Source organism: Stenotrophomonas sp. ATs4, from assembly GCF_051861585.1.
GTDB classification, from domain to species: Bacteria; Pseudomonadota; Gammaproteobacteria; order Xanthomonadales; family Xanthomonadaceae; genus Stenotrophomonas; species Stenotrophomonas maltophilia_AS.
The window spans coordinates 110409-136815 of record NZ_JBLYPK010000006.1 but is presented as its reverse complement, the minus strand read 5'-3'; the positions used below and the strand labels follow the sequence as shown (position 1 = coordinate 136815).

17 protein-coding genes are annotated in these 26407 nt (G+C 65.5%); 5 read left to right on the top strand and 12 right to left on the bottom strand.

Features of this window, described 5'->3' with window-relative positions; translation table 11 throughout:
• The first annotated feature begins 570 nt into the window (after positions 1-570).
• The 3 genes from ABR323_RS12385 (at position 571) to mtnC (ending at position 2561) form a co-directional block, all read left to right on the top strand.
• Positions 571-1212: a methylthioribulose 1-phosphate dehydratase gene (locus ABR323_RS12385; RefSeq protein WP_135273443.1), complete on the top strand. Its 642-nt coding sequence runs from the start codon at positions 571-573 to the stop codon at positions 1210-1212.
• A 92-nt stretch (positions 1213-1304) separates the two neighbouring features.
• Entirely contained in the window at positions 1305-1862 is a 558-nt protein-coding gene (locus tag ABR323_RS12380; protein WP_439449537.1) for a 1,2-dihydroxy-3-keto-5-methylthiopentene dioxygenase, read from the top strand.
• Positions 1863-1865: 3 nt separating this feature from the next.
• Positions 1866-2561: an acireductone synthase gene (gene mtnC / locus ABR323_RS12375; protein ID WP_439449536.1), complete on the top strand. Its 696-nt coding sequence runs from the start codon at positions 1866-1868 to the stop codon at positions 2559-2561.
• A gap of 273 nt (positions 2562-2834) precedes the next feature.
• Here mtnC and ABR323_RS12370 read toward each other — a convergent pair whose 3' ends face one another.
• The 6 genes from ABR323_RS12370 to ABR323_RS12345 form a co-directional block, all read right to left on the bottom strand.
• Positions 2835-5453, bottom strand: a complete 2619-nt coding sequence (locus tag ABR323_RS12370) for a beta-mannosidase (RefSeq protein WP_439449535.1) — start codon at positions 5451-5453, stop codon at positions 2835-2837.
• Between the two features lie 180 nt (positions 5454-5633).
• Positions 5634-6860 carry an AGE family epimerase/isomerase gene (locus tag ABR323_RS12365; RefSeq protein ID WP_439449534.1) on the bottom strand — a complete coding sequence of 409 codons (1227 nt, stop codon included), beginning with the start codon at positions 6858-6860 and terminating at the stop codon, positions 5634-5636.
• Entirely contained in the window at positions 6857-7852 is a 996-nt protein-coding gene (locus ABR323_RS12360) for a carbohydrate kinase family protein (RefSeq protein WP_439449533.1), read from the bottom strand. Before ABR323_RS12360 ends, ABR323_RS12365 begins: the two co-directional genes overlap by 4 nt.
• Before the next feature lie 7 nt (positions 7853-7859).
• The gene (fucP, locus tag ABR323_RS12355) at positions 7860-9173 is read right to left on the bottom strand and encodes an L-fucose:H+ symporter permease (protein ID WP_135273437.1); all 1314 of its coding nucleotides are present in this window, start codon (positions 9171-9173) and stop codon (positions 7860-7862) included.
• A 60-nt stretch (positions 9174-9233) separates the two neighbouring features.
• The gene (locus ABR323_RS12350) at positions 9234-10283 is read right to left on the bottom strand and encodes a LacI family DNA-binding transcriptional regulator (protein ID WP_135273436.1); all 1050 of its coding nucleotides are present in this window, start codon (positions 10281-10283) and stop codon (positions 9234-9236) included.
• A 97-nt stretch (positions 10284-10380) separates the two neighbouring features.
• A complete protein-coding gene (locus ABR323_RS12345) occupies positions 10381-12846 on the bottom strand; it encodes a GH92 family glycosyl hydrolase (protein ID WP_439449532.1) in 2466 nt (821 codons plus the stop codon).
• A gap of 1070 nt (positions 12847-13916) precedes the next feature.
• Between ABR323_RS12345 and ABR323_RS12340 the strand changes: the two genes are divergently transcribed.
• Positions 13917-16994, top strand: coding sequence for a TonB-dependent receptor (locus tag ABR323_RS12340; RefSeq protein ID WP_439449531.1), 3078 nt, complete (start codon positions 13917-13919; stop codon positions 16992-16994).
• A gap of 200 nt (positions 16995-17194) precedes the next feature.
• On the top strand, positions 17195-17389 hold the full coding sequence (locus ABR323_RS12335) for a heavy-metal-associated domain-containing protein (protein WP_049445502.1): 195 nt from the start codon (positions 17195-17197) through the stop codon (positions 17387-17389).
• A 79-nt stretch (positions 17390-17468) separates the two neighbouring features.
• On the opposite strand, the gene cueR is transcribed toward ABR323_RS12335, so the two are convergent.
• The 6 genes from cueR to ABR323_RS12305 form a co-directional block, all read right to left on the bottom strand.
• On the bottom strand, positions 17469-17924 hold the full coding sequence (gene cueR, locus ABR323_RS12330; protein ID WP_439449530.1) for a Cu(I)-responsive transcriptional regulator: 456 nt from the start codon (positions 17922-17924) through the stop codon (positions 17469-17471).
• An 11-nt stretch (positions 17925-17935) separates the two neighbouring features.
• Positions 17936-20437 carry a heavy metal translocating P-type ATPase gene (locus ABR323_RS12325; protein WP_439449529.1) on the bottom strand — a complete coding sequence of 834 codons (2502 nt, stop codon included), beginning with the start codon at positions 20435-20437 and terminating at the stop codon, positions 17936-17938.
• 182 nt (positions 20438-20619) lie between these two features.
• Positions 20620-23577, bottom strand: coding sequence for a TonB-dependent receptor plug domain-containing protein (locus ABR323_RS12320; RefSeq protein ID WP_439449528.1), 2958 nt, complete (start codon positions 23575-23577; stop codon positions 20620-20622).
• 296 nt (positions 23578-23873) lie between these two features.
• Positions 23874-24341, bottom strand: coding sequence for a hypothetical protein (locus tag ABR323_RS12315; protein ID WP_439449527.1), 468 nt, complete (start codon positions 24339-24341; stop codon positions 23874-23876).
• A gap of 303 nt (positions 24342-24644) precedes the next feature.
• Positions 24645-25376, bottom strand: coding sequence for a copper homeostasis protein CutC (locus tag ABR323_RS12310; protein ID WP_439449526.1), 732 nt, complete (start codon positions 25374-25376; stop codon positions 24645-24647).
• On the bottom strand, positions 25373-26371 hold the full coding sequence (locus tag ABR323_RS12305; RefSeq protein WP_439449525.1) for a N(4)-(beta-N-acetylglucosaminyl)-L-asparaginase: 999 nt from the start codon (positions 26369-26371) through the stop codon (positions 25373-25375). The genes ABR323_RS12310 and ABR323_RS12305 overlap by 4 nt, the downstream gene beginning before the upstream one ends.
• Positions 26372-26407 lie beyond the last annotated feature (36 nt).

Below are 26407 nucleotides of genomic sequence, written 5' to 3'. Positions count from 1 at the left end.
GTTTGGCGGGGCGGGTTGGGTTCGCGGGGGACGCCGTTAACCCGTCCCTGGGGGCTTGGCCGCGGCTTGCTCGCGTGCGCTGTCCTGCGCACACGGCAAGACCGGGGTTGGGCCTCCTGCCCAACCCGCCCGAGGCATGCCTCGGGCCCATGCCGCGGACACCCCCGCGAACCCAACCCGCCCCACCTCCGACAGTCTCCAGGCACGTCCAGTAGATCCACGCCATGCGTGGATGAAGCGTTCCCGGAAACGAATGTATCGGGACGAATCTGCCGTAGAGCGGAGCCATGCTCCGCTCCGAGCAAGCGCAGCGCCGCGACCCGCTTTCCGCTTTTCCTTCTTCACTCCGTGGCTGGCCGCACGCCGGAACCTGTCAGAGGCGGGGCGGGTGGGCCGTGCAGGGGCGTTGGCGCCATGGATGGCGCCATCGAGCTTACAGGGACGTACTTGCAGCGTCCCCTGGACGGCCCACCCGCCCCGCCACCTCCATGAACCGCTTTCCGTGACCAACCAACCACCGCCCAGCCACGAGGGGCTCAGCCGTTGGCCGAATCCAGTAAAATCACCCGCATGAACGCCCCCACCTTCCCGTACGACACCGCGCGCCTGAGCGAACTGGCCCAGCTGCTGATCGACAACGTCCGCGAACTGGCCCAGGCCGGCTGGACCCCGGCCACCAGCAGCAACTTCTCCCACCGCCTGGACGACCGCCACGCGGCGATCACCGTCTCCGGCAAGGACAAGGGCCGACTGATCGAGGACGACATCATGGTGGTGGACTTCGACGGCCTGGCCGTCGGTCGCCCGCTGCGCCCGTCCGCCGAAACTTTGCTGCACACCCAGCTGTACCGCCGCTTCCCGGAAATCGGATGTGTGCTGCACACGCATTCACCGGTGCAGACCATCGCCTCGCGCCTGTACGCGCAGCAGGGCCACATCCGGGTCGAAGGCTACGAGCTGCTGAAGGCCTTCGCCGGCAACAGCACCCATGAAATGGCCATCGACATACCGGTGTTCGCCAACACCCAGGACATGAACGTGCTTTCGAAGCAGGTCGATGACCTGCTCGACACGCAAACCCTGTGGGGCTATCTGATCGACGGCCATGGCCTGTATGCCTGGGGCCGTGACATGGCCGAAGCCCGCCGTCACATGGAAGCCTTCGAATTCCTGCTGCATTGCGAGCTGGAACTGCGCAAGCTGCGCGGCTGAGCCTGGGCGCAGGTGCAGATGCCGATCCGGAATCTGCACCCCACCCCCACCCTGCTACCCTGTCTTCCCCCCGAGACGTTCAAGCTGCCGCCATGAGCCGACTGCGCATCTACGACGACACCCACCCCGAATCGCCGCTGCTGGACAGCCAGGACGGCGCGATCATCGCTGCCGAACTGCAGAAGATCGGCGTCACCTTCGAACGCTGGCAGGCCACCGCGCCGGTCGCGCCGGGCGCCAGCCAGGATGAAGTGTTCGCTGCCTACCGCGCCGACATCGACCGCCTGGTCGCCGAACGCGGCTTCAAGAGCGTGGACGTGGCCTCGATCGCGCCGGACAATCCGAACCGTGCCGAGCTGCGGAAGAAGTTCCTCGACGAACACTTCCACAAGGAAGACGAGGTGCGCTTCTTCGTCGCAGGCTCCGGCCTGTTCACCCTGCACGTGGCCGACAAGGTCTACGAGATCGAATGCGTGAAGGACGACCTGATCGCCGTGCCCGATGGCACCACCCACTGGTTCGACATGGGCGATGAGCCCAGCTTCGTGGCGATCCGCTTCTTCACCGAGCCGGATGGCTGGGTCGGTCACTTCACCGGCACCGACATCGCGCAGAAATTCCCCCGTTACGTACCTACCCAGGCGTCCTGAGCCATGCAGCCCCGCGTCATCCTGACCGATATCGAAGGCACCACCAGCAGCATCTCGTTCGTCAAGAACGTGCTGTTCCCCTATGCCCGCGAGGCATTGCCCGCGTTCGTCGCCGAACATGGCCAGCAGCCGGAAGTACGCCGCTGGCTGGATGCGGTGGCCACCGAGATCGGCGGCGCCTGCCAGGACAGCCTGGTGGCCGAGACGCTGCAGGGCTGGATCGACCAGGACCGCAAGCACACCGCACTGAAGGCGCTGCAGGGCCTGATCTGGGACGAAGGCTACCGTCGCGGCGACTACACCGCGCACTTCTACCCGGAAGTGGCGCCGGTGCTGAAGGGCTGGCATGCCTCGGGCCTGCCGCTGTACGTGTACTCCTCCGGCTCGGTGCCGGCGCAGAAGCTGTTCTTCGGCTTCAGCGACGCCGGTGACCTCAGCCCGCTGGTGTCCGGCTGGTTCGACACCGAAGTGGGTGGCAAGCGCGAGGCCGACAGCTACCGCCGTATCGTGCAGGCCATCGGCGTGCCGGCTGGCGAGATCCTGTTCCTGTCGGATGTGGTGGAAGAACTGGACGCCGCTCGCGAAGCAGGCCTGCAGACCCGTCTGATCGACCGTCTGGATGATTACCCGCTGCCGCGTACCGGGCAGGCCGCCAACGGCCACGATCGGGTCGAGAACTTCCAGCAGATCCAGCTGTAAAAAGGTGTGCGGACCAACGGTCCGCACCCACCCCAACGGCGCGGACCTGCCCGGCTCCGCGTCTGGTGAATGCCAACCTTGGTTGGCATGTTCGGGGTGTGCCAACCAAGGTTGGCACCTACCAAAACAGGATGTGCCGCCCTCAACGATCGAAGTGTGCGGACCAACGGTCCGCACCTGCCCGGCTCCGCGTCTGGTAGATGCCGACCTTGGTTGGCATGTTCGGGGTGTGCCAACCAAGGTTGGCACCTACCAATGCGGGATGTGCCGCCCTCAACGATCGTTGAGGGTCTTTACCTTCAACGCTTCGCGCAGCGTTGCGAGATCCACCGGTCCACGCACGGCGATATCGCGGATTTCGCCGGGCAGCAGGTCCAGCAGGTTGTCTTCGACCTGCACATCCAGCGCGCCGAAATCGATCCACGCCGCACGCGCATAAGCTGCGCTTTCCAGGCGCAGACGATAGTGGTCGCCTTCGATGGACAGCGTGGCCTTCAGCTTTTGACGCGGCAACACCTGGTCCTTGGCCTCGACGAAACCGACCACCTGCCGCGCACTGACCTTGCCATCCTGCAGCAGCTCGAACACCGCCACGGTGCGCTTCGGGTCGGCACCGGCCAGCAGCTCGGCATCGCGGAAATCACCGATCGAGGTGACACCCTCTGCCTTCAACGTCACCGCTTGCTCGCGACGGCGCAGCACCTTGCCGTCCACGTCCAGCACCTGCAACCGCCAGCGTGCATCCAGCGCGGCACCGTCGTTGAGCAGCCGCACCCGTGTGCTGCCTTCGTCGCGCAGCGCGGCCACCGTCACCGGCGCAAAGAAGCGCCGGGCCGCGAAGTGCAACGCCTTCCAGCGACCGAAGTAGTCCACGCTGGACCATGAAGCACCCGGCCAGACGTCGTTGAGCTGCCAGTACAGCGAACCCATCGTGTACGGCCGCGAGGCACGATGATGCAGCGCGGCCAGCGCGATGCCATCGGCCTGAATCACCTGGCTGAGGTAAACGAAGTCCTCGAAGTCCTTCGGCGTGCCGTAACCCAGCTCGATGTAGTGCAGCAGGCGGCTGTTGCCCTCGCCGGCCATGAACTTCTGGTGCGCACGGATCACCGGGCTGTCGATACGCTGCTCGGCACGGGTGGCGATCTGGTCCACCGTCGCCACGGATGGCCACGCCTGCAGCCCGTACTCTGACATGAAGCGCGGCGTCTCGCGCATGTAGGCCTGCACCGGCAGCGCCGGATTGCCCCAGACCTGCCAGTAATGCTTGTCGCCGCGGGTGGAGTCGTTGGCTTTCTCGTCCAGATCGTTACTGGGCGAACTGGACCAGTACGGCACGCCCAACCCCTCCTCGCCCACCACCTGGCGCAGGTCGTTGCCGAACAGGTCGACATAGCCCTGCCACACCTTCGCCGCAAACGCCGGATCGGCCGCCTTCAGGTCGCGGCCGTGGCCCCAGTCCTTCCAGGCGGTCTCTTCCTCGTTGTTGCCACACCACAGCACGATGCTGGGGTGATGGCGCAGGCGGCGCACGTTGTCGCGCGCCTCGGCCACCACGCTGGCACGGAAGGCCGGATCGTAGCCCGGCTGCATGCCACCACCGAACATGAAGTCCTGCCAGACCAGCAGGCCCAACTCGTCGGCAATGTCGAAGAACGCATCGTCCTCGTAATAGCCGCCGCCCCAGTTGCGCAGCATGTTCATGTTGGCGTCGCGTGCGGCGGTCAGCACCTGGCGCAGGCGTGCGGCATCGACGCGTGCCGGGAAGGCATCGAACGGAATGACGTTGGCGCCCTTGGCGAAGATCTCCACGCCATTGATGACGAAGGCGAAGCCCTGCCCGCCCTTGCCGTCTTCCTCGCGGCGTAGTTCAACCGTGCGCAGACCGACGCGCTGCTCGCGCGCCAGCGCTGCATCGGCGCCATCATCCAGACGGGCCTGCACGGTATAGCGGTCCTGCGCGCCATGGCCCACCGGCCACCAGCGCTGTGGCTTGGCCAGCTCGACCGGCAGTTCGACGGCGTTCTGGCCGGGCTTCAGCAGCACCGTGCGCTGCACCTGGGCCACGCTGCGGCCCTGCGGATCGCGCACGTCCACGTTCACCACGGCCGAGCCGGCCGCCGCGCCCTGCTCCACCTGCAGCAGCACCGCCAGCTTTGCCTGATTGGCATCCAACGCATCGGTGCGCACGGCCAGATCGGTCAGACGGTGAGCATCCCAGGCCTGCAGGTCGACCCCGCGCCAGACGCCGGCGGTGACATAGCGCGGGCCCCAGTCCCAACCGAAGTGGTAGGCCGGTTTGCGCGCGAAGTTGCCGACCATCGCGTCTTTGGGCTCATCCCCATAGGGCGAAGGATAGTTGCTGGCGATCTTGTGCGGCATCGCCTGCACGCCCGGCAGCAGGGTGCGGATGGGCGAGCGGAACACGATCTGCAGTTCGTTGCCGTTCGCGCGCAGACGCCCTTCCACCCGCGCACGCCAGGTACGGTGCGCATTGTCTGCGCGCAGCAGCGGCTTGCCGTTGAGGCTGACCTCGGCATAGGTATCCAGCCCATCGAAGCGCAGTTCGGCATTGGGCTTGGCCAGCGTCGCCGCATCCACGTCGAAGCGGGCGCGGTATTCCCAGGCCGCCAGGCCGATCCACTGCAGCTCGGCCTCGGGCGCACCGACATACGGGTCGCGGATCAGTGCATGCGCCAGCAGGTCGGTGTGCACGCTGCCCGGCACCTTCGCCGCACGCCATTGCTGCAGGCCCGGATGGGCCGCGCCCTGGGAATCGCCAGGCAGCATGCGGAATTCCCATTGCGCCTGCAAAGGCGCTGCAGTTGCCGGGAAGGCAGAGGCCGCGATCAGCAGCAGGAGCAAACGGACAACGAGGGAAATGCGATGCACCTGATGCTCCTGTTTTGTGTTGAAGGCCTAAGCGGGTGTCCACTGCTTGCGGTCGGCTTCGCGCGCATGGCGATGCGTTCATCATCCCGGCGCCTTAACCGCGGCGCGGCGCGGCGTGGCCCGGCGCTACCGAATTCGGATTGCCAGGCATGGCCTGGCACTACTGCATTCGAACGATCTTCAGCGCACGACGTTCAACACTTCGTAGCACGCACCCATGGTGTGGTAATCCACCTTGCCGGCCGGGCTCTTCTCGTCGCTGTACTTGCGGTTGTCGGCATCGAGGATGCGGAACCAGGCGCCGTACTGGTGATCGACGAAGTGTTCCCACGAATACGCCCAGATGCGTTCGTACCACTGCCAGTAGCGGTCATCGCCGGTACGCTTGGCCATCAGTGCTGCAGTGGCCAGCGTTTCGGCCTGCACCCAGAAGTACTTGTCGTCGTCGCAGACGAAGCTGTCACCACCGATCGGCGCATCGTCCATGCCCGGCTGCCGGCGCGATTCCGGCGCAAAGCCGTAATACAGGCCGCCTCGCGCGTCGTCCCAGCTGCGCGCGACGGCCACATCGAACAGGTGCTGCGCGGTCGGCACCAGCCAGTCCGCCCGCACGTGGCGATCCAGGATCAGCAACAGTTTGGCCCATTCGGTCTGATGGCCCGGCTGGAAGCCCCACGGGCGGAACAGGTGCTTGGGGTCGTCCAGGTTGTAGTCCCAGTCGATTTCCCAGCTGGAATCGTAATGCTCCCAGACCAGGCCACCGGCCTTGGCGGCCTGGCGACGGGTCATGTTGTCAGCCAGCTGCAACGCGCGCTCGACATAGCGCTGCTCGCCACTGGCCTCGAACGCGGCCAGCATCGCCTCGCACATGTGCATGTTGGCGTTCTGGCCGCGGTAGCCGGTGAAGTTCCACTGGCCATCGGCTTCGTCCTTGTACAGGCCGTGCTGCGGCTCCCAGAAGCGCGCTTCCAGCAGCTGCCAGGTCTCGTCCATCCACTCGCGGGCCGGCTCGACACCGGCCTTCAGCGCGCAGCTGTAGGCCAGCAGCACGAAGGCCACGCCGTAGCAGTGGTTCATGTCGTCCTCGACCCTGCCGTCGCGCAGGGTCCAGGCATAGCCGCCGGTGGCCGGGTTGCGGTGCACCTCGCGCAGGTAGCGCACGCCGTGCTCGACCGCATCGCGATACTCGGCGTTGCCGAACTCGCGGTAGGCCATCGCATAGTTGAAGACGAAGCGGGTGCTGCTGACCAGGTGGCGGTGGCTGGCATCGTAGATGCTGCCGTCATCACGGAAGTAGTGGAAGAAACCGCCATTCGGATCGATGCAGCGCGGGTGGTAGAACGCCATCGTATCGGCGATATGCGCGCGCAGGAACGCGGGCGAACGGAAATCGGGCGAGGTGCTCATGCAGTAATGTCCTGTGCCTGCAGCAGCTGCTGCACTTCATCAAGCGAGGGCATCGCAGCGAACGCGCCCTTGCGGGTAACCGCCAGCGCGCCCACCGCGGCGCCGAAGCGCAGCGTGGCGGTGATCGCTTCCGGGTCCTGGCAGAACGCAGCGAAACCTGCACCGGCCCCGCCCCGCTCCAGCAGGGCGACCAGCACGCCACCGACGAAGGCATCGCCGGCTGCGGTGGTGTCGACTGCGGCCACGCGGAAGCTGGTCAACGTGCCGTGGTTGTCGCGGGTGTACCAGTGAAGCGTGGCCGCACCGTCGGTGACGATGACCCAGCGTGCCTGCGCGGCCAACAGGCGACGCAGCACCTGCGCTTCGCCGTCATCGCCGAGTGGCGCTGCCAGATAGTCCAGCTCTTCGCGTGACAGCTTGACCAGGTCGGCGCGCTCCAGCGCCTGCCACAGCCACGGCGTCGGATCCTCGTTGGACGGCCACAAGGCCGGACGCAGGTTGAGATCGAGGCTGACCACTGCACCGGCAGCGCGGGCGCGATCCATGCCGGCGAAGGTCGCCTCGGCGATGGCCGGCTCGGTCAGGCTGTTGGAGCAGACATGGAAGCACTGTGCGCGATCCAGGCACGCTGCCTGGAAGTCGCTGTCACGGAACAGCAGATCAGCCGCCGGTGGGCGGTAGAAGCTGAAGCTGCGTTCGCCATTGGCATCGAGTGCGACGAAGGCCAATGCGGTCTTGGCCGCGTCGGTACGCACGATGTAATCGGTGCCGACGCCATGCTCGACCAGGCTGTCAGCCAGGAAGTCGCCGAACATGTCCCGGCCCAGCATGCCAACGAACTGGGTCTTCGCGCCCAGCCGCGCGGCAGCCACCGCGACGTTGGCCGGTGCACCACCGGCGTACTGCAGGAACGCGCGCGGGGTGTCGGCCGAGGCCGGTGGCTGCGCTAGTAGATCGATCAAAATTTCGCCGAAGCAGACAATGGCACCCATTCCGGACTCAGCCTCCCTGCGTTGCGGAAGCCGGCGTACGCGCGCCGACCAGTCCGTAGAAAATGATGTAGCCGTAGCACAGCAACGGCAGGATGAAGCTGGCCTGCACACCGATGTGGTCGGCCAGCATGCCCTGCAGGTACGGCACCACGGCGCCGCCGACGATGGCCATGATCAGCAGGCTGGAACCCTTGTTGGTCAGCGGGCCCAGGCGCTCGATGCTGAGCGCGAAGATGGTCGGGAACATGATCGAGTTGAACAGGCCGATTGCTACCACCGAATACAGCGCGATGCTGCCGGAGGTCAGCATGGTCGTGGCCAGCAGCGCCACGTTGACCAGCGCGAAGATTGCCAGCAGGCGGCTGGGCGAGAAGCGCGCCAGCAGCGCCGAACCGGCGAAGCGGCCGATCATCGCCATCGTCCAATAGGCCGACACGTAATGGGTGGCCTGCTGCTCGCTGAAGCCGCCGATGCTCGGCATCGACAGGTAGTTGACCAGGAAGCTGCCGATCGACACTTCCGCGCCGACGTAGAAGAAGATGCCCAGTACGCCCAGCAGCAGGTGGCGCTTGCGCAGCGCGTCCAGGTAGCTGTGCTGATGGCCCTGGTCGGCCTGTTCGGTGGCATCGCTCAGCGCCGGCAGGCGGAACAGGAACACGAACAGCGCCAGCAGCACCAGCGCCACTGCCAGGCCCACGTACGGGCCCTGCACGGCCTGCGCCTCGGCGGCGCGGTAGGCCAACTGTTCTGCAGCCGGCAGCGCGTTCAGTTCATCAGCACTCTTGACCGTGTTGGACAGGATCAGCATGCCGCCGAAGATCGGTGCGATGGCCGTACCCAGCGAGTTCAGTGCCTGCGCCAGGGTCAGACGGCTGGAACTGGTCTGTTCCGGACCCAGCAGCGCCACATAGGGGTTGGCAGCCACCTGCAGCACGGTGATGCCGGTGGCCAGCACGAACAACGCCCCCAGGAACGCGCCGTACTCGCGCAGCTCGGCCGCCGGCCAGAAGCCCAGTGCACCGATGCCGGCGATCACCAGACCAGCGACGATGCCCTTCTTGTAACCCAGCGCGGCAACCAGGCGACCTGCCGGCAGCGACATCAGGAAATAGGTACCGAAGAAGGTGAACTGCACCAGCATCGCCTTGGCGTAGTTCAGCTCGAACACCGCCTTCAGGTGCGGGATCAGGATGTCATTGAGGCAGGTCAGGAAGCCCCACATGAAGAAGATCGTGGTGACCACGGCCAGCGCCTTGCCGTTGGTGACGGCGGGTGCGTTGCCCGAAGAACCCGATGGACGGGGCGTTGCGGAGATCGGCATGCGGTACGCGCCTCGATGCGCAGAAGGTCGTTGTTGCGTGGAAGGGGTATGTTGAAGGAATCAGTTCGGTCGTGCGGCACTGCTTTCGCGGATGCGCAGCTGCACCGGCGCGACCGTGCGCCGTGGCGGCGCATCCGGTTCGTCCAGTCGTTGCAGCAGCAGCGCGGCAGCTTGCCGGCCACGCTCGCGCGGGTCGGCGGTGAGCGTGGTCAACGGCGGCACCGCGACCGACGCCTCGGAAATATCATCGAAACCGGTAACGGCAAAGTCACCGCCCGGACGGATGCCACGCGAATTCAAGCCCAGCATCAGGCCCAGCGCGACGGTGTCGTTGTAGCAGACCGCCGCACTGGGGCGATGGCCATCGGCAAACAACTCATCGGTGCGCGCGGCAGCTTCCAGGCGGTTCGGCGCCGACTCGATCATCCAGCCCGGTGGCAGCGCAAGACCCGCTTCGGCCAGTGCCTGCTGGAAACCCGCGCGGCGCTGGTGGCAGGAGCTGGATGCTGCATGGCCACCGAAGAAAGCGATCTGGCGATGGCCGCGCTCGATCAGGTGGCGCGTGGCCAGATAGGCGCCATGCTGGTTGTCCAGGGTCAGGAAGTCCCAATCGGCACCGTCCAGCTCGCGATTGAACAGCAGCACGTTGGCATTGGCACCCAGCGCCTGTCGCAGCTGCGCGGTATCGCTGCCTTCGGCGGGTGACAGGATCAGGCCGGCCGGGGTGTGCTCCATCAGCGTGGACAGCACCGCCTGCTGGCGCTCCGGCGATTCGCCAGTGCTGCCAAGCAACGTCACGTAGCCGCGTCCGCCCAGCGCCTCGTCCACACCGGAGGCGAATTCGGCGAAGAACGGGTTGGACAGATCGTTGATCACCAGCGCGATGCTCGACGAGGTACGTCGGCGCAGGTTGGCCGCGGCGCGGTTGTAGACGTAACGCTGGCGGCGCAGTTCGGCCTCGACCTTGGCGCGGGTATCGACGTTGACCAGCGGGCTGCCACGCAGCACCAGCGACACGGTTGCCCGTGACACGCCGATGGCACGCGCGATGTCGGTCACCGTCACCGCCTTGCCGGCGCGCTTGCTGGGACTGCTGCCGTTGTCGTTCATCGTCTTCCCGGACTCCCGCTGGAGGCTCAAGCCTAATGGATCAGGGCCGTGTCGTGCCGTGCCGTTCGCTGGGTCACCGCGAACGGCACAGTCCGTCTCAGCGCAGCTGGCTGCCCGGTGCCGCGCACCAGGACACCGGCAGGTCCTTCACGGCCGTGCCCCAGCCCTGCTCCGGCGCGTTCGTGTCGAGCGCAAAGTGCAGGCGCGGGCCCTGCTGCAGCTGGCTCCAGTCCAGCCACACCGGCGCATACGCCTGGCCATCGACCTTGACGCCCTGCACGTACTGCAGGCGGCGACCATCGGCACCGGGTGCGTCGATGCGCAGGGTGCGGCCATTGCCCATGTCCACTTCCACCTTGCTGAAGCGCGGGGTGTGCAACAGGAACTGGCCGCTGCCCGGCACCGCCGGGTACACGCCGATGGCACTGAACAGGTACCAGGCCGACATGGTGCCGAGGTCATCGTTGCCGGTCACGCCGTTCGGGGCATTGGTGAACAGCTGCTGCGCGGCACGCACCACGGCGGCGGTCTTCCACGGCTGGCCGATCAGCGTGTACAGCCACGGCGAATGCAGGTCCGGCTCGTTGTTCGGGTTGTAGCGGAACTGGTTGTAGTAGCTGTACGGCCCGACCACCCATTCCTTGCGGGCAGCGTTGAGCGGGTCGGCCTGCAGCGCGTCCATCGCGAAGAAGGCATCGAGGCGGCGGCCGGCCTGTTCGCGGCCGTCCATCGCTTCGACCAGGCCCGGCACGTCCTGCTGTGCCAGCCACTGGTACTGCCACGCCGTGCCTTCATGGAAACCATGGTGCGAGCGCGGGCTGTAGTGGCCATCGGCCGGGGTGTACCACTGGCCATCCTCGGTACGCGGGCGCGGGAAACCGGTGAAGCCGGTCTCGGCATCGCGCACCTGCGGGTCCCACACCTTGCGCCAGTTGCGACCGCGCTCACGCAGCGTCGCCGCGTCCTGCGCATGGCCCAGGCCATCGGCCATCTGCGAAAGCGCACAGTCGGCCAGCGCGTATTCCAAGGTGGCCGAACCGCCGTGGTGCGGATCGACGTCCATACCCTTGGACGGGAATGCACGGTCGTAGACCACGTAGCCCTTGTCCAGGTACGTCGGGTTGCCGGAGCGGCCGGCCATGCGCGAGTTCAGCGGCGGCGTGCCGAAGGCATTGCGGCGCAGCGCGTCCCATGCCTGCGATTCACGGCCCTTGAGCGCACCGAAGCGCCACAGGTCGACCATGAACGGGGTGACCGGATCGCCGGTCATGATGTTGGTCTCGAAGTTGGCATAGCCCCAGCGCGGCAACCAGCCACCCTGCTCGTCGATCGCCAGCAGGGTACGGCCGATGTCGCGCGCCACGTCCGGACGGGTCAGCGCCAGCCACTGGTTCTGCGCACGGTAGGTATCCCACAGCGAGAAGTACTCGTAGTAGGTCCAGCCATCGGTGCGATGGATGCCATCGTCGTAGCCACGGTAACGGCCGTCGGCATCGTTGCCGGTCATCGGCTGCAGCAGCGCGTGGTAGACCGCGCTGTAGAACACGGTGCGATCGTCAGCGTTGCCGCCCTGCACACGCACCCGGCCCAGCTGCTCACGCCACGACTGCTGGGACAACGCACGCATGCGGTCAAAACCGAGCAGCGCCCCACCCTGCATGCCCTCCGCGCGCAGGTTGGTACGCGCGCCTTCGGCATCCACGTGCGAGATCGCACTAACCGCCGTCACCGACTGGCCCTTGCCCAGGTCGAAGCTGAGCCAGGCACCATTCGGCTTCTGTTCGCCCTCCATGCTGTGGCGCGCGCCCGGCAGGCCACCGCCCTCGCCCCAGGTGCCATGCGCCTTGAACGGGCGGTCGAACTCGATGCGGAACCAGGTGGTGTACTGATGGCCGCCGCAGAAGCTCTTGGTGACCAGCTTGCCTTCCACCACGCGATCACCGACCACATCGACCACGCTGCCGATCACCGAATGGCGCTCGTTGGCCTGGCCGACGTTGACCAGCACGTGGCCGTCTCCGCTGCGCTGGCTGAAGGTATAGCGCTCGGCCGCGGCGCGGGTGCGGGCAGTGGCTTCGGCGTCGATGCCGCCGTAGCTGGTCAGCCGCACCTTGTAATAGCCCGCCTGGCCGATCTCGCCGTCATGGGTGTACGCCGCGGCATAGGCCTTGTGGTCGAACTGCTTTGCGTTGCCGGTATCGAAATCGCCGCCCGGACCGATCGACCCGGTAACCGGCAGCACCGACACCTGGCCGCCCTGTTCCCAGCAACCCGCGCCGGAGATGAAGGAGTGGCCGAAACCGCGGATCTTCTCGTCGTCATAGCGCCAGCCCGAATAATGGCTGCCGATCGGGCTGACCTGGATCAGGCCGAACGGCGCCGACGCGCCCGGGAACGTGTTGCCGTCGTCCTTGCTGCCGATGAAGGTGTTGACCTCGCGTTCCAGCGCCGCCGGCGCGGCCTGCAGCAGCATCGGCACTGCCGACAATGCGAGCAGGCATGCCAGGCGCGTCAGCGGGCGCGAAGACGATGGGACGGCGGGAGCGGACGGCACTGGACGCATGTCGGGTTCCTGTAGTCGATGACGCAGAGACAGACGGCCCGGGCCTTCCGGCACCGTTCCGCTGAGCTCTGCCTGGACCGGCAGAAGGCTCCCCCTGGAATGACGCCCGACCCACGTGACCGTGGATTTAGATCGATTCAAGTAGAGCATGCAGCTTCAGCCGAATGCATTCTGCGGCGCAGCATGAGAGGGGGGTGTTCGGCAGGGCTGCGCCCTGCACCTGCTACGAGCTGGAGCAGCAGCAACAGCAACAGCAGAAGCCGGTTTCCTGTGGGGAGCCGGGGTGGGTCCGGTTGCGGGGGGCGCTGCAAGTACGTCCATGTAAGCTCGGTCGCCGCATCCATGCGGCTCACGCCCCCGCAACCGGACCCACCCCGCCTTCGACAGATTTCCGCGATCTGTGGATCCACGCTATGCGTGGATGAATCTCTGTCAGATAACGAAATCAAGTGGGGTCAGATCCGTTTTCCGTTGGAAAACGGATCTGACCCACAACCCCATGTCGTTCCCAGGACCCATCCAGCCGTCACCGGGAAACTGTCAAAGGTGGGGCGGTGTGGGCTGGCAGGACCGTTGGCGCCATGGATGGCGCCATCGAGCCCCCAGGGAAGGGTTTACGGCGTGTCCTGCCAGCCCACACCGCCCCGCCCAACTCACAGACAACCCAGAGCCACTTTGGCTTTGGCTTTGGCTTTGGCCTTGGCCTTGGCCTTGGTTGCTGCCGGCCAGCGGCCGGCACTACCGCAGGTGCAGGGCGCAGCCCTGCCGCCCCCCCCTGCGCACGAAAACGTTTTCACTTGATTCAGCAAACCGTCACCCCTTCGCCACGCCAGTAACATATTGCGTAGCAGCATGCGCCCACGGGCGACCCATGCTAAAAATCGCCCGCCCATCGCTTAGATCGATCCAAGAACGACATTGCGATGGCCGGGAGTTGGGGGAGCAGCAACAGGACGTACCAGGCCACGCGCACGGTGCTACTGCCACTGCATGGCGATAGCGACAATGTCACTTCAAATTAGATCGATTCAAGTGCCACGTCACCGGATCAATCCAGGAGAGAGGGAGAGATGGGAATGAAGCATTCAACACGCACGCACGGTCACGACGCACTGTCGCTGGCCATCGCGCTGGCCCTGGCCGTCGCCCTCGTGCCGGCAGGCGCCGCCGCACAGCAGGCTGCCTCCACCGCCGCGCAGGACGCCACCACCCTGGACAGCGTCCAGGTCACCGGCTATCGCTACGCCATCGAGAAGAGCCTCGAAAAGAAGCGCGACGCCAACGCTGTGGTCGAAGTGATCACCGCAGAAGACGTCGGCAAGTTCCCTGACAAGAACGTCGCCGACGCGCTGCAGCGCGTGCCCGGCGTGGTCATCACCCGCAGTGGCGGCGAAGGCAAGACTGTCAGCGTGCGTGGCCTTGCGCCGGACCTGACCCTGACCCAGTTGAACGGCAACTACGTGGCCACGTCGGAAACCAACGACGAAGCAACCCGCTCGTTCAACTACACCTTGCTTCCGTCGAACATGCTGTCCAGCGCGGAGTTGTTCAAGTCGCCGGAAGCACGCATCGATGAAGGCGGCATCGGCGGCACGGTCATCCTGCACACCCGTCGTCCGCTGGACATGGAATCCAACTCGGGCTTCGTCACGCTCGAGGGCACCTCCTCCGATACCCACCACGATATCGACCCACAGGCATCGGCCCTGTATTCGTGGCACAGCAAGGATGAACGCTTCGGTGTGCTGGTCGGCGTGACGCAGCAGAAGCGCACCACCCGCACCATGGAAGCCAGCACCGAGGACTACCAGTGGTACGGCGCCGGCAAGGCGCGCGATGCCTATGGCAATGTGCAGCAGCAGGATGGCATCCACTACTGGTGGGGCAAGTCCGGTTTCAACAACCAGACGGGCGGCAACTACAGCGATTTCTTCATGCCGACGTCGGTCAACTTCGCGGTGAAGGAAGAAAAGCGCGAGCGCAAGGGCGGCCAGCTGACCTTCCAGTTCAAGCCGGTCGACAACGTCACGATGACCGCCAACTACTTCCGCTTCGAGCTGCAGGGTGATTACACCCAGAACATGCTGAAGATTCCGGAATGGAGCATGGCGCGCTACAACCAGGACGGCAACTGGGCTGGTGGTCGCCTGCTCAATGGCCTGGACTTCGATCCCAGCGGCAACACCGTCACCGGTGCCCAGTTCGAGAAGCTTCCGGGCAAGGCCTACATCTGCAGCGAAGACCAGGCCAAGGCCGCTGGCCTCAAGCCTGGCGGCTGGGGCCCGGACGACTGCACGGTTCCGACGCCGCAGTTGACCGGCGGCTACAGCAAGGAGAAGGCGCTCTCGCAGACCGCCGACCTGACCATCGACTGGGATATCAGCCCGCTGTGGAAAGCCTCGTTCACTGGCGGTCGCACCTGGTCCGAGGGTGGCCCGTCGATGAACTTCCGCATGTCGGCCAAGCCGCGCCGCAAGGTCGGCAACGACTACCTGTCCGGCAACCAGTACAGCGCGTGGGACCTGACCGGTACGCCGTCGGCCAACTTCTCGCCCGACCTGCAGCAGCAGCTGATGAACGGCATCGCCGAAGTCGACACCGGCTCGACCGATTCGTCGTGGAAGCGCACCGAGGTCAAGCAGAACTATTTCCAGGCCGACGTGACCAAGCTGTTTGAATCGGGCTGGCTGGATTCGATCCAGTTCGGTGCCAAGTACCGCGATGGCAAGGTCCACCGCAACACCGGCAACACCTACTGGACCTGCCAGGGCCGCGATCCGGCCGACTACAAGGACGGCCGCTACCAGGTAGGTTGCGACCCGACTGCCGGCGACGCGCAGCCCGGCTTCTTCCTGTCCAATCCGATCAGCAACATTGCCGGTGGCTTCAATGCCAACGTGTTCCCGGGCATCAACTACCCGGCGTACATCGACTACTTGAACAAGACCTACGGTGGTTCGCACAACCGTACCGAAGAAGACTTCGTCTACAACGTCAACGAGAAGATCTACTCGGGCTACTTCCAGGCCAACTTCCGCACCGAGCGCCTGCGCGGCAACGTCGGCGTGCGCGTGGTGCGCACCAAGCAGTTCGCACAGTCTTCCGACTCGATCGAGAAGTTCAACGACTACTTCCTGGACAACGCCTCCGGCGCACCGATGGCGTGCACCGATCCGGCCGCTGCGGCCTATCCGGGCTATGGCTGCGAGAGTGGCTTCAAGCGACTGCCGTACGATCTGGCACAGAGCAAGTCCCATGAACTGATCGGCGTCGACCGCACGTATACCGACATCCTGCCGAGCTTCAACATCGCCTGGGACATCACTGACACTCTGGTGCTGCGCGGCGCCGCGTCAAAGGTCATTGCCCGTCCGGGCTACACCGATATCGCCACCCCGGGCGCTCTGAGCTTCTACAGCGCCGAGTACGTCGACGATCGTCGCGTGGCCGGCGGTGCGCCGAACCCGGGTTGGGCCGGCGAAGGCAGCAACAAGCAGCTGCAGCCATTCAAGGCCACGCAGTACGACCTGGGCCTGGAATGGTACTTCCAGCCGGGCGCCGTGGCCGGTGTCGGCCTGTTCCGCAAGGACGTCAGCAACTTCACCGTGCCGGTCGTGCGCGACACGCAGATGACTGTCGGCGGCGAAGTAGTAACCGTGCAGAACTACAAGACCAAGGCCAATGGCCAGGATGGTGTTTCGCAGGGCGTGGAACTGTATGGCCAGTACACCTTCGATTTCGGCTTCGGCGTGCAGGCCAACTACACCTACAACGACACCAACCTGGCATCGATCGTGATTGACGGGCAGAACATCGGCTCGTCGCCACTGGTCGGCAGTGCCAAGAACCAGGCCAATGTAACCGTGTTCTACGAGAACGAAAAGTTCCTTGCGCGCGCCTCGTTCAACCGTCGCGGCGAAGTGGTAGGCGGCCTGCAGAACGGCATGACCGTCTACACCGAACCATATGACCAGCTGGATCTGAACGTGGCCTACAACCTGACCCCGGACTGGACCCTGACCGCCTCGGTGATCAATGCCACCAAGTCCGAGCAGCGCGTGCACCTGGGCAATGACACCAAGGCGCGCCTGATCTCCAACACCTATGCAGGCCGCCAGCTGTACTTCGGCGCCACCTGGAAGTTCTAAGGCGCCACCGGGTTGCCCGGGCCCGCCCGGCGCAACCCACACCCTGCTCCGGCGGGGACGTTCCTCCACGGCAGTCACGCTGGTACAGGTGGCTGCCGTTTTTTGTCGGCGCCTCGCCTGTCGTTCAGCCCAGTGCTTGACCCTGCCATCGTTGGAAGGTGCACACTGGCTCCACCCCAAGAGCACCGAAGGAACTACAGATGGAATTCCATGTTGAAGGCATGACCTGCGGCGGCTGCGCCCGTAGCGTGACCAAGGCGATTGAAGGCGTGGACCCGCAGGCCAGCGTGCAGGCAGATCCCGCCAGCCGTCGCGTGCAGGTGCAGACCTCGGCCAGCGAAGCGCAGATCGTGGCAGCGCTGAACGACGCCGGTTTCCCGCCGCGTACGGCCTGATCCCCTGCCCTGTTCCACACTGCAAAGCCCGCCGGCTGCTACAACAACCGGCGGGCTTTTTCATGCATGCAGTATCGAGTCAATGCTTGTGCGTACGCCGCCGCACCGCGCCGGTCTTGGCGGTGTCGACCGCTACCGGGGTCTCATCCTCTTCACCCAGCCGCTGCAGGATCGGGCACTCCGGGCGCTCGTCGCCCGCGCAGCAACTGATCAACGACTTCAGCGTATCAGCCATCTGCCGCATGCTTTCGATGCGCTGCTCCAGGTCGACGATGTGCTGTTCCGCCAGCTGCTTGACGTCGGCGCTGTGCCGCGACGTGTCGTTCCACAGGCCGAGCAGATCGGTGATCTCGGCGACCTGGAAACCGAGATCGCGCGCGCGACGGATGAAACGCAGGCGGTGGATGTCCGCCTGCGAATACGCCCGGTAGCCCGACTCGGTGCGATCGGCCGCGGGAATCAGGCCGATCTGTTCGTAGTAACGGATCATTTTCGCTGAAACGCTGGAAGCTTTGGCGGCTTCGCCGATGTTCATGCGGGTTTCCTTCAATGGGTTGCAGCGGGGACATCGGCCATCGGCGCCTGGAAGCGGCGCAGGCGCAGCGCGTTGCCCAGCACGAACATGCTGGACAATGCCATCGCACCGGCCGCGAACACCGGCGACAGCAGTACACCCCATACCGGGTACAGCACGCCGGCCGCTACCGGGATCAACGCCGTGTTGTAAGCGAAGGCCCAGAACAGGTTCTGCCGGATGTTGCCCAGTGTTGCCTTGGACAGCGCAATGGCATTCGGCACGCCCTGCAGGTTGCCCGACATCAGCACCACGTCGGCCGACTCGACTGCGACATCGGTACCGGTACCGATGGCCAGGCCAACGTCAGCCTCGGCCAGTGCCGGCGCATCATTGATGCCGTCACCGACGAAGGCGACGTGGCCATGCGTGGCCTTCAAGCGGCGCACCGCCTCGACCTTGCCTTCCGGCAGCACTTCGGCCACCACTTCATCGATGCCCAGCTGGCGTGCGATCGCCTGCGCGGTACCGGCGTTGTCACCGGTGATCATCGCCACCTTCAGGCCAAGCTGATGCAGCGCCGCGATCGCAGCCGGCGTGCTCGGCTTGATCGGATCGGATACCGCGATGATCGCGGCCAGGCGACCGTCGATGGCGGCATACAGCGGCGACTTGCCCTGCGCGCCGAGTTCGGCTGCCAGCGCGGCGAACGCGCTGATATCCACGCCCAGATCGCGCATGAAACGGTCCGCGCCAACCTCCACCCGCGCGCCATCTACACTGGCACGCACACCCATGCCGGTGACAGATTCGAAATCGATCATCGCCGGCAGTGCCAGTCCCTGCTCAGTCGCCGCATCGACAATGGCGCGGGCGATCGGATGTTCCGAACGTGACTCCACCGTGGCCACCGCAGCCAGCACCGTGGTGCGATCGAAGCCATCGGCAATCTCCAGATCGGTCAGGCGCGGGCGGCCTTCGGTCAGCGTGCCGGTCTTGTCCACCGCCACCACCTGCGCGTCCTTCAGCAACTGCAGTGCTTCACCCTTGCGGAACAGCACGCCCATCTCGGCGCCACGGCCGGTACCGACCATGATCGAAGTTGGCGTGGCCAGGCCCATCGCACACGGGCAGGCAATGATCAGCACCGCCACCGCGTTGACCAGCGCGAAACTCAAGGCTGGCGACGGGCCAAAGATCAGCCAGACCAGGAACGTGGCCAGCGCCGCCAGCATCACCGCTGGCACGAACCACAGCGTCACCTTGTCGACCACCGCCTGGATCGGCAGCTTCGAGCCCTGCGCCTGTTCAACCATGCGGATGATCTGCGCCAGCATGGTCTGCGCGCCCACCGCCGTGGCACGCACCGTCAGTGCGCCCTTCTGGTTGACGGTACCGCCGACCACGCTGCTGCCCGGCTGCTTCTCGACCGGGATCGGCTCGCCACTGATCATCGATTCGTCGATGTAGCTGCGGCCTTCGATGACCTCGCCGTCGACCGGCACGCGCTCGCCCGGGCGTACTTCCACCACGTCGCCGCTCAGCACTTCATTGACCGGAATATCGATGCTGCGGCCGTCACGGATCACATGCGCGACCTTGGCCTGCAGGTTGACCAGGCGCTTGATCGCCTCGGAGGTACGGCCCTTGGCGCGCGCTTCAAGGAAACGGCCGAGCAGGATCAGTGCGACGATTACCGCTGCCGCTTCGTAGTAGACGTTCACCGTGCCCGGCGGCAGCAGCCGCGGTGCAAAGGTCGCTACCACCGAATAACCGAACGCGGCGGCGGTGCCCACCGCCACCAGTGAATTCATGTCCGGCGCAAGCCGCAGCAGCGCCGGGAAACCCTTCTGGTAGAAACGGCGGCCGGGAATGGCCAGCACCAGCAGGGTCAGTGCGAACTGCAGATACCAGCTGGTCTGCATGCCGATGTTGGCCATCACCCATTCGTGCATGCCGGGAATCAGGTGCGAGCCCATTTCCAGCACGAATACCGGCAGCGCCAGCGCGGTCGCCACGATCAGGTCGCGCTTCAGCTCGGCACGCTCGGCATCCTTTTTTTCCGCTGCTTCGTCGTCGGATTGAACGCCTGCTTCGATGGCGCGGGCGGCATAACCGACCTTGTCGATGGCCGCCACCAGCGCATCCACAGCGGCCACGCCGCGCACCGTGGCGCGTTCAGTGGCCAGGTTCACGCTGGCCTGGCTGACGCCCGGCACCGCCAACAGCGCGCGCTCGACACGACCCACGCAGGAGGCACAGGTCATGCCTTCCACCGCCAGTTCGACAGTGGCAGCCGGCACGTCGTAGCCCACCCGCTCCACCGCCTGGATCAGCGCAGCGCGATCAACCGGCCCGGACGCCCGGATGTCCGCGCGCTCGGTGGCCAGGTTCACCGTGACGCTGCCGACGCCCTCGACCTTGGACAGCGCTGCTTCGACCCGGCCCACACAGCTGGCGCAGGTCATGCCCTCGATGGGCAGGCTGATGGTGGAGGGGCTGACGGGGACTGCAGTGGCGCGGGGCGTACTCATGATCGGATTCCCGGATTTCCTTCTGGATGCGGACAGGCTAAACCTTGCCATCGTGGGAAGGTCAAATCCAGCCACCCCCGGGTTCATGGAGGAATTCATCCACGCATGGCGTGGAGCCACCAACGCCCGGTAGCGCCGGGCCATGCCCGGCGGCACAAGGCCCGGCGCCACCGATGTCGTGCTCAGAAGGTGAACACGTACTCCAGCGCAAACTCGCGACCCACCGCACCGAGCAGGCGGGTCGGGGCGAAGTCGTAATCCAGCTTGTACGGGTCCTTGTGGTTCCAGCTGGCCGAATTGAACACGTTGTTGACGTAGACGTTGACCTTGGCGCGTTCGGTCACCTGGTAGCCCATGTTGAAGTTCCAGGTGATGAACGGCCCGACCCGCCCGTAGTAGCGCGTGGTCTGCTGGCCGGCGTTCGGGTTCGGATTCGGCGAACCATCCGGACGTGTTGCCGGTTCCAGGCAGTTCAGCGACGGGCTGTCGCTGGGCACGTAGCCATCAGCGAACGGCAGGCAGCCACCGGGGTTGTTCAGGCGATCGGTGCCCCAGTGGTAACGCACGCCCGGCACCGAACCGATGCGATCGGCATAGACATTGGCATTCCAGTTGCCGCGCTGCCAGGCCAGGCTCGCACGCAGCTTGCTGCGCAGGTCGCGGTCGCGGCGCTCCGGATTCGGATCGTTGGCGTAACGCTGTTCCTTGGTCGATAGTTGGTTGGTGTAGTTCAGGCCCAGCTGGAAGCTGCCCCACTGCGCGGTTTCCAAGCGGTAGCGCGCGGTCAGGTCGATACCGCGCACTTCTCGGCTGGCCAGATTGAACGGGCCGCGTTCGATCGACACCAGTCGGCCGCTGCTGTCACGGTTCACGCGGGCCAGGATGCCGGCGCAGTAATCGCCACCGGCCGGATTGGCCCACGGCGTACCGTCCATGTTCTTGCCGGTCAGGCAGCCCGCCTCGCTGGCCAACACCTCGTCGGCACCGACGTCGACGATCATGTCCTCCAGCTTGATCGCCCAGTAGTCGGCGCTGACCGACAGATTGGGCATCACATCCCAGACGAAACCGACCGTCCACGAGTCACCGGTCTCCGAGCGCAGCAAGGGCGTGCCGCGCCGGTTCACGTCGAAGGTGTACCAGACGTCGGTGTTGCCCACCCCGCAGTTGTTGACCAGGTAGGCGCCGCTCTGGATGCAGCGCAGGCGGTCATAGGTCTGCACTTCGGAGCTGCTCGGCTGGCCCAGCAGGTAGTGCATGTCCGGTGCATGGAAACTGGTGGCGTAGGAGCCACGTACCAGCAGCGATTCCACCGGGCGCCATTCAAGGCCGACATTCCAGGTGGTTTCCTTCTGGCTGCCGATGTCCAGCGCTTCGCCACTGTTGTCCGCCTTGTAGTTGCCATAGCGGTCATAGCGTGCGGCCGCAGTGGCGGTCACGCTTTCCAGCAGCGGAATCTTGAACTCGACGCCGGCCGAATAGCGGGTGCGCTCGCCGCCACCGCGGTCGACGTTCTGCAGGTCGAAGTCGATGCCAGCGCGCGGGTCGGGGCTGAGGTGATAGCCCTGCTGCGCGACTTCGGCCACGGCGGCGAACGAGATCGGACCGGCCCAGCCCTGGAACAGTTCGCCGGTGATGTCGGCCGAGGCCTGGTTGACGTAGGACGACGCGCGATTCTTCGCCACCGTGCCCATCTGCCAGTACTGGTCCGGCGTCAGCGGATTCCACCAGCGCGATTCGTTCAGTGCGTAGATCGACTCACCGTTGGCGGTGGTGCCCAGCTTCGGGCCGAGGAAGTAGTCATACGATTTCTGCTTGTGCACCACGTTCTGTCGTTCTTCCACGCGGTAGTAGGAACGACCCACCGTTGCGCTCCAATCGAAGCGATCGGCGAGGCGTCCGCGCAGGCCCGCACTCCAGTCCCAGGACAGTTCACGGTTGGTGTTGCGCAGCGTATCCAGGCCGCCGACTTCGTTCGGGGTGAACTGGCGCACGCCAAGGATCGGGCGGTTGCGGTTGGCATCCCAGTAGTAGCCCTTGTCGTCGTCGATCAGCGACACGCTGGGTGGATTGGTGCCCCAGATCGCTTCGGAGCGGTACACCGCCAGGTTGGTCCACGCCTGCAGGTCATTGCTGAAATCGAAGGTGGCATACAGGTTGCCGGACACGTTCTCGGCACCGCCGGTGAGCAGCCAGTTGGTGTAGTCGGCGCTCATGCCGCACAGGCGGCCGGTGTTGGTGATGGTGTTGGCGGCGTAGTTGTAGACCAATCGATCGGCAGTGTAGTACTCGCCGTCGAACTTCTCGCAGGTGCCAGTGGGCGGCCCCAGGCGCTGGCCGGTGGTCGGATCGATCAGCGCCAGGCCAGCGGTTGGACGGAAGCCGACCTTGCGTTGTTCCATGTTCCAGGACGGATACGGTGCATCATCGGCATCGTCCATCTGCGGGCGATCACGCCCGAACAGCGGATCGCGCTTGGTGTACTGCAGCGCGTAGGTCACGCTCCAGTTGTCACCGGTCCTGCCGCCGGCCCAGGACAGATCCCAGGTATCGCGGCCGCCTTCGGTGGAGGTGCCGCCGCGCACGCGCACCTCGTCGCCGTCGTAGTTGGTCTTGAGGATGACGTTGACCACGCCGGCGATTGCATCCGAACCATAGATGGCCGAGGCGCCACCGGTCAGCACTTCGATGCGCTCCACCGCAGCGGCCGGAATGTTGCCGTAGTTGGAGAAGTTGGTTTCACCGCCATACGGCAGCGGGTAATCCGCCACGCGACGGCCGTTGACCAACAACAGCGAGCGGTTCGGGCCCATCCCGCGCAGGTTCAGGCCGCTGGCATTGGGTGTATGCGAGCCCCATTGCGAGGCGGCTTCGACGGTGCCGGTCGCTTCGGTGAGGGTCTTCAGTGCGTCGTACACGCTTACGAAGCCTTCCTTCTGGATCTGCGCGGCGGTGATCACGTTGACCGGTGCCGGGCCTTCGACGCCGGCGCGCTTGATGCGCGAGCCGGTGACGGTGACCGCATCGAGATCCTTGGTGGACGAACTGGCGGCCTCCTGCGCGCTGGCAGCCAGGGGCAACAGGGCCAGGACCAGGGCCTGGGACAGCAGGTGACGACGCTTGCGAACGGACTGAGCCATGGGTGGTTGCTCTTCGAAAGTGTGGACGCACGGACGGGTGGTGGCGCTGCACTACGACGGATCCAGGCGCCTGGATCGGTTGAAGCCCGATGCGGCACCTCCCCTGTGGATCGATCCAAACTAAAGCACAGCTGAACCACGTCGGGCATGTGGCGCCGCAGCAACGCCCGACGCAATGCCGTTATCGGTCGCCGGTGACTATGACAATCAAAGAGTTGCGAGACATCGCTGAGAGAGCGGCGCACGCGTCAATGACACGATCGCGACAGCGGCGCGCGGAACTGCTTTGTCCGCTCTCAACGATGACCCTCACTCGATTGAGTCGGGACGAAGTGACCATTGCGGAGAGCGTAGTGGCTCGATGCATTGCCTCCGGGTCCGATTCCCCACCACTCGATGCTGAACCCGTCGTCCTGCCAGATGACCGAGGAAAAGTCGGACTCACTGTGGGGTCGCCCTGAGTTCTGGCTGGCCAGAGACAGAGTCTCAAGACAGCTGCTGATCAATACCCTGCCGCGCTCGATGGGCTTCGGCCGGGTTAATTCGTAAACGAACAAATGGATCTCGCGCCCCGCGCCACAGCGTCCCATCGGGTTGGAGGCCTTTGAATCGAACACCTGATAGAGCGCGCGAAAGCACTTCTCGCCGATCCGATGTACCCGCGTGTCGACGAACGCGCCTGTAGCAGCGGGTGCCAGCGTCATGCCACCCAGCACAGCGTCGATGCTGCCTCCCTCGGGACCTGTCGCCTTCCAGATCAACATTGGTGGCTGTCCCTTCTCTGCAGCTATTGCGGCAGCTGGTGGCAAGCAGAGAAGTAGCAAGAGCAGTCGAGACATGCGGAAGGAGGATCATTGCCACGGGGAGTTGGACCCCACTGTTAATAATCCTGGCTTGATCGTCCACCCGGAAACACAGATGCCCCTGCGTTCCGCTGTTTGGCAGACGGACTGGCGATCCACGCACGTCAGAAGCGTCACTTTTCGGCAACAGGTACGCGTTCCGCAGCGGAGTCAGAGCCCTTCTGCGAAGGGATCCGACCCCGGGGCCATACCCGACGGATTCGATCAGCCGTCCAACGCCTGACGCAGGCCGGCCACGGTCGCGGTGGCGGTCTGGCTCCAGTCTGGATCCAGTCCGCGCAGCGCCGGGTTCTGGAACTGCATGGCCGAGCGGCGCAGGCCCTTGGCCGAGGCGTGCAGTTCGGTACAGCCGCTCCGTCGTGCGACGGCGGCGATATTGGCCGGGCCCAGCCCCGCGCCGGCCATCACACTGATGCGCCCCGCCGCCTGCGTGACCAGACCTGCCAGCACATCCGCGCCGGCCTCGGCGCTGACCTGGCCGCCCGAGGTCAGCACGCGCTGGCAGCCCAGCCCGATCACCTGCTCCAGCGCGGCTGGCAGGTCACGGGCGGCGTCGAAGGCGCGATGGAACGTCACCTTGAGTGGGCCAGCGGCCTGCACCAGTTCACGGCACAGCGCCACGTCGATGCCGCCCTGCACATCCAGCGCACCGATCACCACGCCATCGCAGCCGAGGGCGCGGCACTGCGCGATGTCACGCAGCATCAGTTCGGTTTCCAGCGCGTCGTAGTGGAAGTCGCCCGGGCGTGGCCGCACCAGCACGAACAGCGGAATCGACAGGCGTTCGCGGGCGATCGCGATGCTGGCGAACGACGGCGTGGTACCGCCCTCGGCCAGGTTGTCGAACAATTCGATGCGATCAGCGCCGCCGGCCTGGGCGGCCAGCGCCGACGCCAGCGAGTTGCTGGCGATTTCCAGAGTCAGCCGCGTGCTCACGCCTGGGTGCTCGTGTAGATCGACGGCGAGTCGCGCAGGTCATCCTGGCGCTGCCCATCGCACACGGCGTAGACGAAGCCGCGATGCAGCGCATAGGCGCCTACCTCGCCCTGCTTGTTCATGGCCAGGAAGCACACTTGCAGGGTCTTGCTCGCTTCGGGGCGCTTGCGCACCACGCGGTCGATGGCTTCACGGCAGGCCTGTGCCGGTGAACGCCCTTGGCGCATCAGTTCGACCACCAGGAACGAGGCGGCGTTGCGGATCATCTCTTCACCCACGCCCGAGGCAGTGGCCGCGCCCACTTCGTTGTCGACATACAGGCCGGCACCGATGATCGGGCTGTCGCCGACACGGCCGTGCAGCTTCCAGGCCATACCGCTGGTGGTGCAGGCACCGGCCAGATGGCCCTTGGCATCCAGCGCCAGCATGCCGATGGTGTCGTGGTTGTCACTGTTGCCGGGCATGCCACGGCGCTCGGCATTGATCTGCGGTTGGTACTTCTCGGTCTTCAGCCACTCGCGCCAGGCCGCTTCGGCCTGCGGCGTCAGCAGGTGCTTGCGCTCGAAGCCCTGCTGCACCGCGAACTGCTGCGCGCCCTCGCCCACCAGCAGCACGTGCGGGCTGTTCTCCATCACTTTGCGGGCCACCGACACCGGATACAGGATGTCGACCAGCGCGGCCACTGCGCCACAACGACCATCGCCATCCATGATGCTCGCGTCCAGGCTCAGCACGCCGTCGCGATCCGGATTACCGCAATGGCCGACGGTAGGGTTGCACAGCTCGCTCTCGGCCCAGCGTGCACCGGCTTCGACTGCATCCAGTGCGCTGCCACCCTGCGCCAGCACCTTCCACGCGGCCTGGTTGGCCGGCACGCCGAAGTCCCAGGTCGAAACCACTTTGGCCCCACCCTGCGTGCGCGCCTGCACGCCTGGCAATGCCGCCATGCCTGCGGCCAGAGCACCGGCCTGCAGGAACTGCCTGCGATCCACCATCTTCCCCTCCCAGTCTGCAATGCACGGCCGGCCCGA